General features: G+C 69.0%; 15 protein-coding genes and 1 pseudogene. 11 read left to right on the top strand and 5 right to left on the bottom strand.

Features of this window, described 5'->3' with window-relative positions; translation table 11 throughout:
- The first annotated feature begins 273 nt into the window (after positions 1-273).
- Positions 274-534: a hypothetical protein gene (locus D0Z08_RS18410; protein ID WP_118926710.1), complete on the top strand. Its 261-nt coding sequence runs from the start codon at positions 274-276 to the stop codon at positions 532-534.
- 66 nt (positions 535-600) lie between these two features.
- Here D0Z08_RS18410 and D0Z08_RS18405 read toward each other — a convergent pair whose 3' ends face one another.
- Positions 601-846 carry a hypothetical protein gene (locus D0Z08_RS18405; protein WP_118926709.1) on the bottom strand — a complete coding sequence of 82 codons (246 nt, stop codon included), beginning with the start codon at positions 844-846 and terminating at the stop codon, positions 601-603.
- Here D0Z08_RS18405 and D0Z08_RS33440 point away from each other — a divergent pair.
- Entirely contained in the window at positions 845-976 is a 132-nt protein-coding gene (locus D0Z08_RS33440) for a hypothetical protein (protein ID WP_281271746.1), read from the top strand. The two genes, D0Z08_RS18405 and D0Z08_RS33440, sit on opposite strands and share 2 nt — an antisense overlap.
- Positions 977-1,289: 313 nt before the next feature.
- Here the strand turns inward: D0Z08_RS33440 and D0Z08_RS18395 are convergent.
- Positions 1,290-2,713, bottom strand: a pseudogene (locus D0Z08_RS18395) (acyl-CoA carboxylase subunit beta).
- Positions 2,714-2,895: 182 nt separating this feature from the next.
- On the opposite strand from D0Z08_RS18395, the gene D0Z08_RS18390 reads away from it, so the two are divergent.
- From D0Z08_RS18390 to D0Z08_RS18380, 3 genes are read left to right on the top strand one after another with little or no spacing between them, the layout of a single operon-like run.
- Positions 2,896-3,621, top strand: a complete 726-nt coding sequence (locus D0Z08_RS18390; protein ID WP_118926706.1) for a hypothetical protein — start codon at positions 2,896-2,898, stop codon at positions 3,619-3,621.
- Positions 3,618-4,247 (top strand): cytochrome c oxidase subunit 3, encoded by a 630-nt coding sequence (locus tag D0Z08_RS18385; protein WP_118926705.1) that lies wholly within the window; start codon positions 3,618-3,620, stop codon positions 4,245-4,247. Before D0Z08_RS18390 ends, D0Z08_RS18385 begins: the two co-directional genes overlap by 4 nt.
- Before the next feature lie 3 nt (positions 4,248-4,250).
- Positions 4,251-4,526: a cytochrome C oxidase subunit IV family protein gene (locus D0Z08_RS18380; RefSeq protein ID WP_220454247.1), complete on the top strand. Its 276-nt coding sequence runs from the start codon at positions 4,251-4,253 to the stop codon at positions 4,524-4,526.
- Positions 4,527-4,583: 57 nt separating this feature from the next.
- Here D0Z08_RS18380 and D0Z08_RS18375 read toward each other — a convergent pair whose 3' ends face one another.
- Entirely contained in the window at positions 4,584-5,732 is a 1,149-nt protein-coding gene (locus tag D0Z08_RS18375) for an acyl-CoA dehydrogenase family protein (protein ID WP_118926704.1), read from the bottom strand.
- 11 nt (positions 5,733-5,743) lie between these two features.
- Positions 5,744-6,898, bottom strand: coding sequence for an acetyl-CoA C-acetyltransferase (locus D0Z08_RS18370; RefSeq protein ID WP_118926703.1), 1,155 nt, complete (start codon positions 6,896-6,898; stop codon positions 5,744-5,746).
- A 192-nt stretch (positions 6,899-7,090) separates the two neighbouring features.
- Between D0Z08_RS18370 and D0Z08_RS18365 the strand changes: the two genes are divergently transcribed.
- Positions 7,091-8,515, top strand: a complete 1,425-nt coding sequence (locus D0Z08_RS18365) for an AMP-binding protein (protein ID WP_182481378.1) — start codon at positions 7,091-7,093, stop codon at positions 8,513-8,515.
- A 7-nt stretch (positions 8,516-8,522) separates the two neighbouring features.
- Here the strand turns inward: D0Z08_RS18365 and D0Z08_RS18360 are convergent, their stop codons facing one another.
- Positions 8,523-10,847, bottom strand: coding sequence for a LuxR C-terminal-related transcriptional regulator (locus tag D0Z08_RS18360; RefSeq protein ID WP_118926701.1), 2,325 nt, complete (start codon positions 10,845-10,847; stop codon positions 8,523-8,525).
- A 164-nt stretch (positions 10,848-11,011) separates the two neighbouring features.
- On the opposite strand from D0Z08_RS18360, the gene D0Z08_RS18355 reads away from it, so the two are divergent.
- The 5 genes from D0Z08_RS18355 to D0Z08_RS18335 all read left to right on the top strand — a co-directional run bounded on the left by D0Z08_RS18355 (position 11,012) and on the right by D0Z08_RS18335 (position 15,421).
- Entirely contained in the window at positions 11,012-11,422 is a 411-nt protein-coding gene (locus D0Z08_RS18355; protein ID WP_147381468.1) for a hypothetical protein, read from the top strand.
- A 117-nt stretch (positions 11,423-11,539) separates the two neighbouring features.
- On the top strand, positions 11,540-12,430 hold the full coding sequence (locus tag D0Z08_RS18350) for an ABC transporter permease (RefSeq protein ID WP_220454246.1): 891 nt from the start codon (positions 11,540-11,542) through the stop codon (positions 12,428-12,430).
- Positions 12,427-13,296: an ABC transporter permease gene (locus tag D0Z08_RS18345; RefSeq protein WP_220454245.1), complete on the top strand. Its 870-nt coding sequence runs from the start codon at positions 12,427-12,429 to the stop codon at positions 13,294-13,296. The genes D0Z08_RS18350 and D0Z08_RS18345 overlap by 4 nt, the downstream gene beginning before the upstream one ends.
- Positions 13,297-13,355: 59 nt before the next feature.
- Complete coding sequence (locus D0Z08_RS18340) at positions 13,356-14,168, top strand: ABC transporter ATP-binding protein (protein WP_220454244.1); 813 nt, start codon at positions 13,356-13,358, stop codon at positions 14,166-14,168.
- A gap of 2 nt (positions 14,169-14,170) precedes the next feature.
- On the top strand, positions 14,171-15,421 hold the full coding sequence (locus D0Z08_RS18335) for an MlaD family protein (RefSeq protein WP_118926699.1): 1,251 nt from the start codon (positions 14,171-14,173) through the stop codon (positions 15,419-15,421).
- Positions 15,422-15,444: the final 23 nt, after the last annotated feature.

The following is a 15,444-nucleotide window of genomic DNA, read 5'->3' as shown; positions in this document are numbered from 1 at the left end:
CACCACCAGCCCGGACAACTCCCGGGGCACATCTCCGTCGACGGTCACGAGCGGTGAACCTAGCCATCACCGCGCAACCCCACACGCACCGCCGGCAAGACCCACCCGGTAGTTCGGTCAACAGGTCGTTCTTCACCCGCCGGTACTCAAACGCCTTCACCCCCAACGGGTGAGCCACCATGGTGACCTAGTCGAGTGGACTGAACTTGTAGCCACAGGTACTTTGGTACCTGAGGCTCACCCCGGCACCTCAGTCAAGGAGCTTCCCTGCCCATGGCTACCGCTACCGCGCCTATCAAGGTCGACGCTGCGACCGACGAGCTCGTCTCGCACGCAGCTCATTTCATGTCCCGCTCGAAGAAGGACATCGTTGACGCTGCCGTGCGCGAGTACATCGACGCGCACCGCGAGGAGATCAACGCTGGCGTCAAGAATGCCCTCGGCATGCTCAATGGCACCGATGTCGCCGCTGTCTCGATGATGACTGGTCTGAGCGCTGACGAGCTCGATGAGCTCGGCGGCCTGCCGACGTAGCCGCTCACCCGCGCGCCGGCTGCGTCGGACCCGGCCACTAGATTCCGGGCATGGCTTCGGACCCGATCACTGTGCGCCCGACCAAGCGCTGCATCGGCGATCTCGAAGTAGTCCTCCCGGATTCTCGGTGTGCCGCTCAACGAGATCACCCACCCGGTCGTCACCAGCGCCCAATCGCACGCAGTCCAACAGCAACGCGATGACCTGTGGGTCGGGAATGCCCTCGGCGACGATGGCGAGATACGCCTCGTGGCCGTTGCTGGCCCGAACGAGTGCCATGATCCGATGACTGCGAAACTCGACTACGGCCATGGACCGAGATGATTGGCAGGCTGAACCATCGCCGATCGCCGGCATGGAGCCCGGGCCTGGCGAGGTCATCTGGTCGACGCTTCTTCCATCAGACGTCGCCAGCGCGATCCTCGACCTCGACGATGAGTGACCTGAGCGTCTCGGGGATCTGCTGCAGCGCGCTACCCCGCTCCTTCCTCGCATCAGCCGCCAGAACCGTCAAACAGTGTCAAGCGACGGCAGGCACTCATCGCACTACGGGTGTATCCCCGAGGTCGCAGGGTCAATTCCCGCGGCCAACGATGGGCAATCGTCAACTGTGGCTCTGGCCTACGCATTGATTTCCAACGTCGGCCGACGCCCTCCTTCGGGGCGCTAGTGGCGGCTCGCGCAGGGGCCGCATGCGGCAGGTGCCTGATCGCCGACGTCATCCATCTCATGGACGAGGCCGTCGTGACCTGACCTCAGAGCGGGTCGACGGGATGGACCCGCGGCGTGACGTGCTGCATCAGCTTGCGCCGCGGGAGGGTTGCGAGGGTGTCGACGAGAAGCTGACGGGTCTCGCTCGGTCGCACGACGGCGTCGAACCCGAAGCCTTCGGCGCCGCGCACGGCGCCGAGCCGGTCGGAGAAGGACCGGGCGAGCTGCTCCCTCGCGGCTGCTGGGTCCTCGGCTGACTCGAGCTCCCGCCGGAACACCAGGTCGAGGGCGGCATCCGGGCTCATCACGCCGGTCTCGGCGTCCGGCCACGCGAGCACGAGCGTGGGATGGAACGTCCGCCCGCCGGACATGATCACGTAGCCGCCGCCGTACCCCTTGCGGACCAGGACGGTGAACGTCGGGACGGTGGCTGCGCCGAGCGCGAGCGACAGTCGCGCGCTGGCGCGGGCGAGTCCCTCGCGCTCCGCGTCGGCGCCGACCGCGAGCCCGGGGAGGTCATCAGGACCAGGACCGGCAGGCCGAAGGCGTCGCAGAGTGACACCAGGTGCGCGGCCTTGCTGGCGGCGCCCGCGTCCAACGCTCCTGCCAGGACGAGCGGCTGGTTGGCGACGATCCCGATCGGGTGACCGCCGATGGTCGCGAGGGTGGTGATCAGGTTGCGGGCGTAGCCGGACTTCAGCTCCACCTCGCTGTCCTCGTCGACCAGCCCGGCAACGACATCGTGCATGTCATACCCGAGGCGAAGATCGCTGGGCACCACCGTTTCCAGAGCGCGGGCGGCTGCCTGCGCAGCGTGCTGCCCCGGATCCGTCGGCAGGGGCGCATCAGCATGGGGAGGGACCGTCGCGAGGTAGATCCGCAGGGCGACGAGCGCTTCCTCCTCGTCGTCGACCGCAAGGTCGACGGTGCCGAAGCCGGCCTGGGCGTCGGCACTGAAAAGCGCCTCCACGTCGGCCTCCTCGCCGGTGGCGGCCCTGACGAGTGCCGGCGGGGCCATCCCGGCGGTCGCGATGCCGAGCACGGCCACGACGTAGTCGCACAGTGCGGCCGCAAGCGTGGGCTGTCCGTAGCCGGGTCCGAGGAGCGCGGCAACCATGGGCACCCATCCCGACAGGCGTGTGGTCATCTCCTGGATGTCGAACCCGCCCGCGAAGTCGCGCGCATCAAGTCCCTCGTGGATCCGGTGGCCGCCGCCGTCGAGGAGCATCACGACCGGGATTCCGCGGGTGGCCGCCAGCTCAAGGCAGCGTTTCTGCTTCGCGTTGCCCAGCAAGCCGTTGCTCCCGCCCGCCGCCATGAAGTCGGTCGCGATCACGACAGCCGGCCGACCGTCGATGAGGGCGGTCCCGGTCACCACCCCGTCGCCCGGAACGGTCGCGCCGTCCGGCCCCGGCTCGGGACGGGCGAGCGCGCCGAGCTCGGTGAACGTCCCTGTGTCGGTGAGCATCGCGATGCGCTCGCGGGCGGTCCGCTTGCCGCGGGAGTGCTGGCGGGCGACCGCCTCAGGGCGAGCCTCGTCGAGCAGCGCACGTTGGTCCACCTCGTACCGGGGCGGATCGCCCGGCGACGTAATCATCGGACCGTTCATGCCCATTGCCTCCGTTTCGATATTAGATTAAATTCTACCCCATGACCTCGCGTCCGATCCAGATAGCCTGCGCCAGCAGCGGCTTCCTTCTCGTGGTTCTCCTCTTCGGCGGCATCATCGCGTCCGGTTGGATGCCCCCGCTGTCGCCGACGGAGAGCGCGAGGGAGATCGCACAGAGGTACGCCGACCACGCCGACGGAATCCGCATCGGAGCGGTCATGCTCCTGTGGGGAGCCGGCGCTACGGTGCCGATCGGCTGCCTGATCGCGGCGCACATCAAGCAGGTCGAGGGCGAGTTCTCGCCGTTGACCTACATCCAGGTGGTGGGCTGTGCCGGCGGCCTCTTCGCGATCACGATGCCTGCCCTGTTCTTCGGCGTCGCGGCGTTCCGTCCGGACCGGGGGGCCGACCTCACGCTCCTGATCAACGACCTGGGGTGGGTGCCGTTCATCATCAACGGAGTGCCGGCCGTCCTCCAGGCCGTCTCCTGGGGTGTCGCTATCCTGGCCGACCGCCGGGACGCGCCGCCGTTCCCGCGCTGGCTCGGCTACTTCAACTTCTGGGCCGCCTTCAGCTTCCTGCCGGCGTTCCTGCTGCTGTTCTTCAAGACCGGCCCGTTCGCCTGGAACGGCCTACTGTCGTTCTGGTTGCCTGCCACGCTCTTCGGTGGATGGTTCCTGGTGGCGTCCGTGATGCTGATCCGGGCAGCACCTCCGGCCGTCGCGACCGGCGGTCGCGATGAGCCGCTCGCGGTCGCAGCCCCATGACGCTGCAGGCCGACGACGTCCACAGCCGCGAGCCCTCGATCCCGGGTCAGGCTGACCAGCCTGCGCGCCGGATCCCCGGCGAGGAGGGCCTGTGGGTCTTCCTGCTCGGTGACATGGGCATCTTCGCGCTGTTCTTCGGCACCCTCGTCGTCACCCGGGCCGACCAACCCGACGTGTTCCACGCCGGTCAGCAGGCCTTGCACCCCTGGCTGGGCATCGTCAACACCCTCCTGCTCCTGACCGGTTCGATCCTCGTTGTCTACGGCGTGCGCGCGATCCGTGGTGCAACCGGCTCCGCGGCCGGGCTCTTCACCGGTGCGCTGGTCTGCGGGCTGGGGTTCGCCGGTGTCAAGGCGGTCGAGTACTCGTTGCTGATCCGGGAGGGTCACACCGCGGGCACCAACGACTTCTACATGTACTACTTCGTGTTCACCGGCATCCATCTTGCCCACCTGGCCATCGGGCTGGTCCTCCTCGGACTCCTGATCAGGCTCGGCAGCCGGTTGCCCGCGGGCCGGGTCCCGTCGGCTTCGCGGGTCCGGCTGGTGGAGTGCGGTGGCTGCTACTGGCACATGGTCGACCTGCTGTGGCTCGTCCTCTTCCCGCTGCTCTACCTCGTGAGGTGACCCGTGGCCGTCCGTGATGTGCGTCGTGTCGACACCGAGACCGGCGTCTGGCTGATCCTCCTGGCCGCGACTGTCCTGACAGCGGTTGTCGGCCTCGAGCAGGCCGGCGCGTCCCACGCAGTCGGACTGGTGCTGCTCGCCGTCGCCTTCGTGAAGCTGCGGTTGGTCGGGCTCTACTTCATGGAGCTCAGGACCGCGCCGCTCCCGCTCCGGCTCCTCTTCGAGGGGTACGTCGCAGGCGTGTTCGTCGTCCTCGCCGAGCTCTACGTCATCCGGTGACCGCCGACGACGCCGGGCGGGCTGCGGCCCGCCCGGCGTCGTCCTGCTCCGTAGGCGTCAGCGCGCGAGCTGCCGCCCGATGATCTCCTTCATCACGGCGGTCGTCCCGCCGTAGATCGTCTGCACCCGTGCGTCGGTCCAGGCGCGGGCGACGGGATACTCCCGCATGTAGCCGAAGCCGCCGTGCAGCTGCAAGCAGGTGTTGATGACCTTCTGTGCGAGCTCGCTGATCCACCACTTGCCCTTCGCGGCGTCGACATCGCTCAGCCTGCCCGCGTTGTAGGCCAGCACCGAGGCGTCGAAGTAGGCCCGGGCCACGTCGATCTCGGTCGCGAGCTCCGCGAGCTCGAACCGGACGTGCTGCAGGGCTGTCAGCGGCTCGCCGTACGCCTCGCGGGTCCGGCAGTACGCGACCGTGTCCTCGTAGACGGCCGTCATCGCGCTGATCGCCTGGAGGCTGACGCCGAGCCGCTCGCGGGGGAGGTGGCTCATCAGTGCGTGCAGCCCACGACCCTCCTCGCCGAGCAGGTTGGCACGGGGAACGCGCACGTCCTCGAAGAACAGCTCGGCCGTGTCCTGGCCGGGGAGGCCGATCTTGTCGAGCTTGCGGCCGCGGACGAAGCCGTCCATGCCGTCCTCCACGAGGAACAGGGTGATGCCCTTCGAGCCTGCGTCGGGGTCGGTCTTGCACGCCACGATCACGACGTCGGCCATGATCCCGCTGGAGATGAACGTCTTGGAGCCGTTGAGCACGAAGCTGTCGCCGTCTCGGACCGCCGTCGTGCGCATCCCGCGCAGGTCGCTGCCGGCGCCTGGCTCGGTCATCGCGAGGGCGCCGATCGTCCCGCCCCGCGCGAAGCCGGGCAGGAAGCGCTCCTTCTGCTCATCGTTGGTCAGGTCCAGCAGATAGTGGAGGACGAGGTCGTCCTGCAGCGAGGTGGTGACACCGAAGGACGTCGCGTGGGCTCGCGCGATCTCCTCGGCGCTGACGACCCGGTAGCGGTAGTCGGACTCACCAGCGCCGCCGTACTTCTCCGGGACCTGCAGTGCATAGACGCCCGCGGCCGCTGCGGCGGGGAAGACGTCGCGGTCGATCCAGCGCGCTTCCTCCCACTTGTCGTGGCGCGGGGTGACCTCGCGCGCGACGAACTCGCGGACGGTCTCGCGGTACGCCTCGTGGTCCTCGGTGAACAGGGTGCGCTCCATCTCGGTCCGCCTCAGCCCAGTCGTTCGATGATGGTCACGTTGGCCATGCCGCCGCCCTCGCACATCGTCTGGAGGCCGTAGCGGCCGCCGGTGCGCTCGAGCTCGTGCAGCAGGGTGATCATGATGCGTGCGCCGGACGCACCCAAGGGATGACCGAGCGAGATCGCGCCGCCGTTGACGTTGGTCTTCGCCGGGTCCACGCCGAGCTCCTGCTGCCATGCCAGGACGACGCTGGCGAACGCCTCGTTGACCTCGAACAGGTCGATGTCGTCGACGCCGAGACCGGTGCGCTCAAGCGCCCGGGCGGTCGCCGGCAACGGGGCGGTCAGCAGGTTGACCGGGTCGGAGCCGAGCACGGAGAGGTGATGGATCCGGGCGCGAGGCGTGAACCCGTGCTCCTTCACGGCCGCCTCGGAGGCGATGAGCAGAGCAGCGCCGGCGTCCGAGATCTGGCTCGAGACCGCGGCGGTCAGCCGTCCACCGGGGATCAAGGTGCGGAGCTCGGCCATCTTCTCGAGGGTGGTGTCGGCCCGCGGTCCCTCGTCAGCCTTGACGTCGCCGACCGGCACGATCTCGCCGAGGAAGCGGCCCTCCTCCTGCGCCTGGAGCGCTCGGCGGTGGCTCTCGAAGGCGAACTCCTCCATGTCTTCCCGCGAGATCGTGTAGTCGTCGGCGATCTGCTCGGCGGACAGGAACTGGGACACCTCGCGGTCGCCGTACCGCGCCTCCCAGCCCTCGCAACCGGTCCAGGGGTCGACGGCGCCGAACGGCTCGCCGGCGCCGAACGAGCTCAGGATCGGGTACTGACTCATCTTCTGGACACCGCCGGCGACCACCAGGTCGGTGGTGCCGCTCATGACGGCCTGGGCGGCGAAGTGCACCGCCTGCTGGGAGGAGCCGCACTGCCGGTCGATCGTCACGCCGGGCACCGTCTCCGGCAGCCCGGCCGCGATCGCAGCCGTCCGGGCGATGTCGCCGGCCTGGCTGCCGATGGCGTCGATGCAGCCGAAGATCACGTCCTCGATGGCGGCCGGGTCGAACCCGCCGCGCTCGACGAGGGTGCGGATCGGGTGGGCGCCGAGGTCGGCGGGGTGGATCCCCACCAGCCCGCCGTTGCGCCGGCCGATGGGGGTTCGGACGGCATCGACGATGTAGGCCTCAGGCATGTGCGACTCCTTGCGGGAATGTTCTTGTCTAAATTAGATTCAAAACATACCGTGTCGAGAGTCCCGACTCCACCTGCGGCGGCATACGTACGTATGTGCTTGCGTATCCGTGCCGATACCGAAGGCCGCGAAACCGGGCAACGTTGTCACTGCCACGCTGGAACCGGTGGTCAGAGCTCGGGAGGAGAGCACGTGAACGCACCGTCGGGAGCGACCGGCAGCCCTGTCGGTCGGCGGGCGATCACGACGTGCTCGGGGGGCGAGCTCCGTCGGCGCGGACCCGGCTTCGTGCGGCCACGTGGGGAGGGGTGGTCCGCCGAAGACCGGGTCGCGCTGATTGGCGACTTGACGGTCGACGGGCTCGGGGCACTGCTCGCGATCCGGGAGCGCGGGCTGTGTCCGGTCCCGATCGAGCCGTCGTTCACCCTCGAGGAGATGGCGTTCGCGATCAACGACAGCCAGGCCCGTCAGGTGCTCATCGACCCGAGCCGCATGTCGTACGTCGACCAGCTGCGGCCGTTGACGCCGTACGTCGAGGGCTGGACCGAGTTGTCGTCCGGTCCCGCCCCGGCGCTGCAGGAGGACTTCGCACGTCCGGGGCTCCCGTGTGGCACCCTCCACTACTCGGCGGCGCAGACCGGCCGGCCGGTCGGCTACGTCGTTCCCGACGCTCAGTTCGAGGATGCCGGCCGCCGGGACCTCGACGCCCTCCTCGACGATCGGTCGATCCGGGCGGACGACCGGATCCTGTTGGCCACGTCGCTGTCAGACCCAGCCGCCGTCCAGCTCGCCGTCGCCGCCTACGAGGCCAACGCCCAACTCGTTCTTGCCGGTGGTGCGCCGGTCGCGGACCTGATCGCAGCGATCAGCGCCCACCGACCGAACCTCGTCCATCTGTCGCCGGCGAGCGCGCTCGCGCTCGTCAAGGCTGTCGATGCTGGCGCCGCCCCGGAGTGGACCCCGCGGCTGGTACTGATCACTGCACCCTGGTGTCCACCCTCGGTGACACGGGGACTGGTCGAGGTCTGGGGGCCTGTCGTCCGGATCGTCTATCTCGGACCCGGTGTCGGAGCCATCGCAGCTATCGAGGGCGTCGACGTGTTGCTCTATCCGGGCAGCGTGGGCGTTCCTCTCGACGACTTGGACGCACCCCGAATCCGGATCGTGGCCGACGGGTCGGGCAGCGGCCTGATCGAGGCCGAGCACCCCCTCGGGTCGGGCCGCTGGGTCAGCTGGGGAGATCGCGGCATCATCAGCCGTGGCCGGCTCACCGTGGTCGACCAGCACCACGCGGGCGTGGGGGGCGAACGGCGGGCGAGGATGCCGCAGGCGGTCGAAGGAGCGCTGGTGGCGCACCCCTGGGTCGCGGACGCGGCACTCGTGGCCGGGCGGGACGGAGACCACGGACGGACGATGGTCTACGTGCAGGCGACGCCGGAGGCCGACCTGGCTCGACTCGAGGCAGTGCTCCTCGAGACGCTGAACGACTCGTTGCCGATCGGCTGGGTACCCGAACGGATCGCGATCGTGCCCGCGCTCCCGAGGACCGGCAGCGGGAAGCTCGACCGCCGACGGCTGCTCTCCCTCGATCCGTTCGAAGGTCGCGACGCCGTCTGATCGGAGGTCAGTGCTCGGCGGAGTCGAGCTGCTCGGCGACCCAGGCCGTGATCTGGTTGCGGTTGTTGAAGCCGAGCTTGGTCAGGATGTGCTCGACATGTGTCTCCGCGGTCCGCTTCGAGATCACGAGCGTGGTGGCGATGTCCTTGTTGCCCATTCCCGACGCGACCAGCTCTGCGATCTGGCGCTCGCGGGGAGTCAGCGGCGAAGCCTTCTGGGCGGACCGTGCTGCCGGCCGCGCCTTACGGACGGTTGCCTGCTCGTGGCCGAGGGCCTCGGCCACGAGTGCGTCCTGGTTGCTGGTCCGACCCTGCTCGAAGGCGGCCTCGTAGGCGGCGTCCCCGAGTCGTCCGCGCGCGGTGGTGACACACCCGACATGGAACTCGTGGAGGTCCGCCAGCGCCTCGGTCGACGTCTCGATGCGGTCCCAGATCGCCCGGGCGCCGCCGAGAAGGCGGGCCGCGCGCTCGGGATCGGCGTCGACGCACATCCAGGCCATTGCCTCGACCGAGGTCCCGATGCCGAGCGGGTCGCGGGTGCGCCGACGGAGCTCGAGGCTCGCCTTCTGCAGTGCCAGGCCTTCGTCGGGCTTGCCTGAGGCCCAGAGCGCGAGTCCGGCGATCCAGAGGGAGTAGGACCGGTACCAGGACTCCCCACAGGGCTCGGTGAGGGCCAGGCAGGCCTCGTGCTCGGCGAGGGCCGCGGGGATGTCCCTGCGGAAGCACTCGTTCAAGGCGGCGAGGGCGTGGGTGTGTGCCTCCTGGGACCGATCGCCGTACTCCCGGAAGCCGGCGGCCGCCTCGGCGAACTTGTCGTGAGCCAGGTCGACGTCACCGGAGAACATCGCGACGAACGCCTGGGCCTGGGTCAGCAGCACCTCGGTGTGTCCGCCGACCTCGGCCGCGATGTCCGAGCCTTGCCCGATCAGCTGGGATGCGTGCGCGACGTCGCCCTGCATGGCCGCCCACCAGCCAGCGGTGCGGAGGGCGCGGGCACGGAGATCGTCAGCGCTGGGACTGCGTGCGAGCAACCGGTCGAACCACAACCGGCCCTGGCGAAGGGCTCCATCCGCCAGCCCGAACTCCAGGAGCTCGGCGCCCATCGCGAGTCCGTGGTCCGCCTCGCCCGGCTCGGTCCAGCAGAACTCGAGACAGGAGTTGATGTTGCCCATCTCGCGCCGGAGCTGGTTGATGCCGTCGACCTGCCGCGGACTCATCCACATGTCGACGACCTGGTGCGAGAGGTTGACACACCAGTCGCGGTGACGACGGCGCACGGCGGTGAGCTCTCCCTGGACCCGAAGGTGGGAGATGCCCCGGTGGCGGATGGGTGGCAGCATCCGGAAGCGCGTCGTCGGACCGACCGGCGTGGCCACGAGGATCGACTTGTCGACGAGGGCGGTGACGACATCGGCCACCGGCAGGTCGACCTGGGCGCAGACCGCGCTCGCACCCTCGAGCTCGAATCCGTCGGCGAACACCGCGAGCTGCCCCCACGCCTCCTGCTCGATAGGCGTGCAGAGGTCGAAGCTCCACTCGATGCACGCGGCCATCGTCCGCTGCCGGTCCGGCGCGGTCCGGCTGCCCCTGCTGAGCAGCTCCCAGCGTTCGGTGAGGTTCCGTGCGATCTCCTCCGGGGACATCGCGCGCAGGCGACCGGCTGCCAGCTCGATGGCGAGCGGGATGCCCTCGAGCTTGGTCACGATCTGCCCGACCGACTCACGGTTGGCGACTGTCAGGTTGAACCCCGCGACCGCAGCCTTGGCCCGATCGACGAACAGCATCACGCTCTCGTACTGCTGGAGCGGTGCGGTCGTGTCCGCCGGGGGGACGGTGAGAGGGGAGACGACGTGGATCGCCTCGCCGTCGATCCGGAGCGGTTCCCGGCTGGTCGCGAGGAGGCGCAGGTCGGGGCAGGTCCGGATGAGGGTGTCGGCGAGGACGGCAGCGGCATCGATGACGTGCTCGCAGTTGTCGAGGACGATCAGGGTCGACCTGGACCGTAGGTACTCGACGAGCGTGGTCGTCGTAGGTCGCCGCGATCGGCCCTGCATGCCGAGGCTGGTCGCGATCGCGTACGGGATCTGTTCCGGATCGTTGTGCGGGGCAAGGCTCACGAACACCACGCCGTCTGCGAACGCTCGCCGTACGTCGGCTGCCACCCGCAGAGCGAGCCGGGTCTTGCCCACGCCGCCGACGCCCGTGAGAGTGACCAGCCGCGCCTCGGTCAGGAGCGACCGGACCGACGCACGGTCGGCCCGGCGCCCGATGAACGTGCTGACGTCGACGGGGAGGCCGGGGAGGCCGGGGAGCGACGGATCGTCTTGATGCATTGGAGGTTCGCCTTGCGGTTGGCGGCGAACTCACTCTAGCCGCGGGCCTGTGACGTCCGGCATACGTATCGAAGTACGTATCTGCGCGGTCTCGCCGGGGTAGCCGTCCGGGACATCGTGGCGGAGTCGAGCGCCGATGCCCGGCAAGTCAAGTGGAGGTCGTCATGCATCTGAACTGCCCCGATGAGGTCGTCCGGTACGTCGGCGCGACTCTGCGAGATGCGCTGTCCGATCCGCTGGTGCTCGCCCTCATCGGCGACCACCACATGCGGATTCGGATCGGCCTCGTGGACCCCGACTGTGTCCTGTACGTCGACACCAAGGAACACGACGTCCGGATGGGCGCTGACTCCGACGCGACCGATGGCCTGATCGCGATGGCCGGCGACACCGCACTGGCCTACCTGCTCGGCCGGGTCGACCTCGAGACCGCGATCGAGAGCGGCAGCGTGGTGGCCGCCGGCGAGAGCCGGGCACTGCTTCGTCTCCTCGGCCACGACTCAACGCTGCCCGACGTGTGCGAGCGGGTGCTGCGTCGCGAGGGCCGCTCCGACCTTCTCGCGCTCGCCGGCTGAAGCGCCCGGCGCCGCTGAGCCCGGCTTTCATCTGAACAAAATCTAATATAGGTTAGAAACTGACGTGCGCAGAGCATCTCCGCGCCCACCACTGACCGAGACCTGGAAGGGGGACCTGTGAGCAGCACGACGCAACCTGGATCGGCTTCGATCCCGGACCTGGTCGAGCTTCCCATCGAGCCCGACGGCCCGTACGGCGGCCGCCTCTCGTCGGTAGTCTCGTTCGTGCCCAAGCCCCTGCGGGGCGCGGTCAACGAGGCCGGCGGGATGGCTGAGCTCCTCATCAAGGTGGCCTGGAGCGCGATCCGCCATCCGCGCGGCTACTGGCAGGACGTCTTCGAGGAGATGGCCTTCACGATCAAGCGGTCGTGGCTGTCGATCTCGCTGGCACTCTTCGGCTTCCTGCTCGCGCTGACGGTCCCGTCGATGACCTGGGTCCAGCTGGCCGGCGTCGGCGAGCTCTACGGTCCGCTGCTCCTGATGCACAGCGTCCGGACGTTCACCGTGTGGGTCGCGACGCTGCTCGTGGCCGGCGTGATCGGCGCCGCGATCACCGCGGAGCTGGGGTCGCGCAAGGTGCGGGAGGAGCTCGACGCGATGCAGGTGATGGGCATCGACCCGATCCGGGTGCTCGTTGTACCCCGGATCGTCTCGGTCACCCTGGTCACCACGTTGCTCTCGGTCCCGGCCGCGCTGATCACGCTGCTGTCCTGTCAGTTCGGCGCACAGGTGATCGGCGGAATCGACCGCGCGTCGTTCTACCAGTTCGTCTGGCTGACGCTGAGCCCCGTCGAGCTGCTGGCGATGGTGTTCAACTGCCTCCTCGCAGGCGCCCTGATCGGGACCGTCTGCTGCTACAAGGGCCTCACAGCGGCCGGCGGCGCCATGGGTCTCGGCCGCGCCGTCAACCAGGCCGTCGTCATCGCCTTCGTGTCGCTCTTCGTGATGCAGCTCGGCTACAACGCCGTCGTCCTCGGCCTCTTCCCGGACCTGGGAGCGTTCAAGTGACCGATCTCGCCGTACCCACCAACGAGCAGCCGGACGCCGTCGACCGTGCCAAGCACGCCGCGCGGGAAGCCCGTACGGCGTACGACCAGGCGTGGAGCCGCCCCTTCGCGGATGCCGGCGAGCTGGTCTCCTTCGGCCTCCGTGTGCTCCGCGAGTGCCCGGCCGCGATCCGGCTGTTCCCGTCGGAGGTGTTCCGGCAGGCCGGGCTGTTGTTCCGCTCCAACGGCCTCGTGGTCGTGTTCATGCTGTTCATGCTCGGCGCCCTCCTCGGGGTCACGGGGACCGCGCTGTTCGAGGGCCTCGGGCTCGAGAGCTACGTCGCATCTGTCCCCGCCATCCCGATGATGCGCGGCGTCGTCGAGATCGTGTTCGGGTGGGTGCTCGCCGCGAAGGCGGGTTGCGGCATCGTCGCCGAGCTCGGCGCCATGCGGATCAGCGAGGAGATCGACGCCATGGAGGTGATGGGCGTCCGGTCCATCCCCTACCTGGTCAGCACCCGCGTCGTCGCCGCTGCCGTCGTCCTGCCTGCCCTGTTCGTCACCGGCCTTGTCGTCCACTTCGTGGCGACGAAGCTGTTCATGGTCGACCTGCTGAACGCGGTCTCGGCGGGCGGCTTCTGGGACGTCCTCTACCTGCTGCAGGGGCCGCGCGACCTCATCGTCGCAACGTTCTGGGCCAGCCTCATCGGCATCGTCGTCACGATCGTGTCCTCCTACTACGGCTACACCGCCAAGGGCGGACCCGTCGGCGTCGGGCGGGCCACCGCCCAGTCGATGCTCGTCAACCTCGTCCTGATCAGCCTGATCTCGATGATCCTCGCCCAGCTGTTCTACGGAAACGTGCTCGATCAGGCATTCGGAACCTGAGCGTCGCCTGCCGCCTGCCGCCCGCCGCCCGCCGCCCCAGCCAATCCAGGAGAGAGACCATGACCATGCTGCTCGAGCACGCCAGCGGTGTCGCCGCGCCGAACGCCGCACCGGCGGCGGAGCACACGATCGAGATCCGCGACATCCACAAGAAGTTCGGCTCGTCGCACATCCTTCGCGGCCTCAGCGTCGACTTCAAGGACGACGCGATCACGACGGTGCTCGGTCCGTCCGGCACCGGGAAGAGCGTCCTGCTCAAGCACATCGTCGGCCTGCTCGAGCCGGACGCCGGTGAGGTTCGCGTGTTCGGGACCGACATCTGGCGCGTGTCCGAGATCGAGCGGTACGAGCTGCGCAAGCGCTTCGGGGTGCTCTTCCAGGACGGCGCTCTGTTCGGCTCCATGAACATCTACGACAACGTCGCGTTCCCGCTCCGCAAGCACACCGACAAGAGCGAGGACGAGATCCGCGAGATCGTCATGAGCAACCTGCAGGAGGTCGGCCTCGAGGGCGCGATCCACAAGGCCCCCAACGAGATCTCCGGCGGCATGCGCAAGCGGGCCGGGTTCGCGCGGGCCCTGGTGATGCGTCCTGACGTGGTGCTCTTCGACGAGCCCGACTCGGGCCTTGACCCGGTCCGCACGAAGCTCCTCTCGCAGCTCATCTCGCAGGTGCACCAGGAGCACGGCGGGACGTACATCGTCATCACCCACGACATCCCGACCGCGCGCACCGTGAGCGACTACGTCGCCGTCATCTGGAAGGGCCAGATGGTCCACTACGGCGACGCCGATGGTGCGTTCGGCTCCGACGACCCGTTCGTCCGGCAGTTCCTCGCAGGGGACGCCGTCGGCCCCCTCGGGATGGACTGAGCGTGTCGAAGCTCCTTCACCTTCCGCGTGCGGCGGTAGCCGGGCTGGCCCTCCTCGTGGCAGCCGTGGTGGTCCTGTTCGCGACGAGCGGCGGATCGGACGACGAGTACGAGCTGCGCCTCATGGTGCCGGCAGCCGACGGTGTCGTGGCCGGGACGCCCGTGCGGATCGCGGGCCGCGAGGTGGGCGAGATCACCGACGTCGCGGTCAAGGGGAACGCGGCGCAGCTGACAGTGACCATCGACGAGGCTTGGGCGCCCTTGAATGCCGGCACCCGGGCACGGATCGGCTGGAACTCGCTCCTCGGTCGCCGAGAGGTGCTGCTCACTGCCGGTCCCGAGGACAACGCCGCCCTTCCGTCCGGGAAGGTCGTGACGGCCACGACCGAACGGGTCGAGCTCGACGACATCTTCGCGGCACTGGACGCACCTACACGGCGAAAGGTGCGGCACCTGGTCGCCGACCTCGAGCAGACCATCGCCCCCAATGTCGGCACGCTCAACGAGACATTGCGGACGGCCGGGCCGTTCGCCGAGGCTTTCGGCGAGGTGCTGCGAGCGGTGGGCAAGGACGGCCCGGCGATCCGTCGGCTGCTGACCGACCTGCGCCAGATCACCTCGGTTCTCGCCGAGCGGGACACCGAGCTGTCGACGACCGTCACCAACCTCACCTCCGTGCTGACCACGGCGGCGCAACAGCAGGACCAGCTGCGCACCTCGCTCGACGAGGTCAGCTCGACGATCGACGCGGGCAACCGGCTCTTCACCGCGATCCCGGGGGCCGTGGACGAGACCATCCCGCTCCTCGAGGACCTCCGCCCGGCCACGGACGAGCTGCCTGCCGTGGCCGCCCGGCTGAAGCCGGTCCTGACGGACCTGCGGCCAGTCGTCGCGGAGCTGCGGCCGACGCTCAGCGCTGCCAGGACCCTGCTCGGGCACACGCCGGCGCTCCTGAGCAACGGGACGCCGGTGCTCGAGGACCTCCAGTCCAGCCTGTCGTCGGTCCAGCCGGCGGTGTCGTTCCTCCGGCCGTACACGCCGGAGGTCATCGGGTTCCTCACCAACTGGACGTCCCTGTTCTCCGCCAAGAACTCCGCGGGCCACTTCGGGCGCGCCATGATCCCGGTCTCCGCGACGTCCTTCAACAGCAACCCCGGAGTGCTCCCGCCCGGAATGACGCAGTGGCAGGAGCCGGTTCCGGGTCAGGTCGCCGACCAGCCCTGGAGCGACGCGAACGGAGATGAGATCCATTGATCACCACGCTCAGGCGGTCACCA

The sequence above is a fragment of the Nocardioides immobilis genome, from assembly GCF_003515065.1.
In the GTDB taxonomy this organism is placed as follows: Bacteria; Actinomycetota; Actinomycetes; order Propionibacteriales; family Nocardioidaceae; genus Nocardioides; species Nocardioides immobilis.
The sequence above is the reverse complement of the archived record's forward strand: the minus strand, read 5'-3'. Positions and strand labels throughout refer to the sequence as shown.

Coding starts and splice junctions, on each gene's coding strand:
- D0Z08_RS18355 (WP_147381468.1), top strand. CDS start 11,012: ATGCATCTGAACTGCCCCGATGAGGTCGTCCGGTACGTCGGCGCGACT.
- D0Z08_RS18390 (WP_118926706.1), top strand. CDS start 2,896: ATGACCTCGCGTCCGATCCAGATAGCCTGCGCCAGCAGCGGCTTCCTT.
- D0Z08_RS18360 (WP_118926701.1), bottom strand. CDS start 10,847: ATGCATCAAGACGATCCGTCGCTCCCCGGCCTCCCCGGCCTCCCCGTC.
- D0Z08_RS18340 (WP_220454244.1), top strand. CDS start 13,356: ATGACCATGCTGCTCGAGCACGCCAGCGGTGTCGCCGCGCCGAACGCC.
- D0Z08_RS18405 (WP_118926709.1), bottom strand. CDS start 846: ATGGCCGTAGTCGAGTTTCGCAGTCATCGGATCATGGCACTCGTTCGG.
- D0Z08_RS33440 (WP_281271746.1), top strand. CDS start 845: ATGGACCGAGATGATTGGCAGGCTGAACCATCGCCGATCGCCGGCATG.
- D0Z08_RS18375 (WP_118926704.1), bottom strand. CDS start 5,732: ATGGAGCGCACCCTGTTCACCGAGGACCACGAGGCGTACCGCGAGACC.
- D0Z08_RS18370 (WP_118926703.1), bottom strand. CDS start 6,898: ATGCCTGAGGCCTACATCGTCGATGCCGTCCGAACCCCCATCGGCCGG.
- D0Z08_RS18410 (WP_118926710.1), top strand. CDS start 274: ATGGCTACCGCTACCGCGCCTATCAAGGTCGACGCTGCGACCGACGAG.
- D0Z08_RS18385 (WP_118926705.1), top strand. CDS start 3,618: ATGACGCTGCAGGCCGACGACGTCCACAGCCGCGAGCCCTCGATCCCG.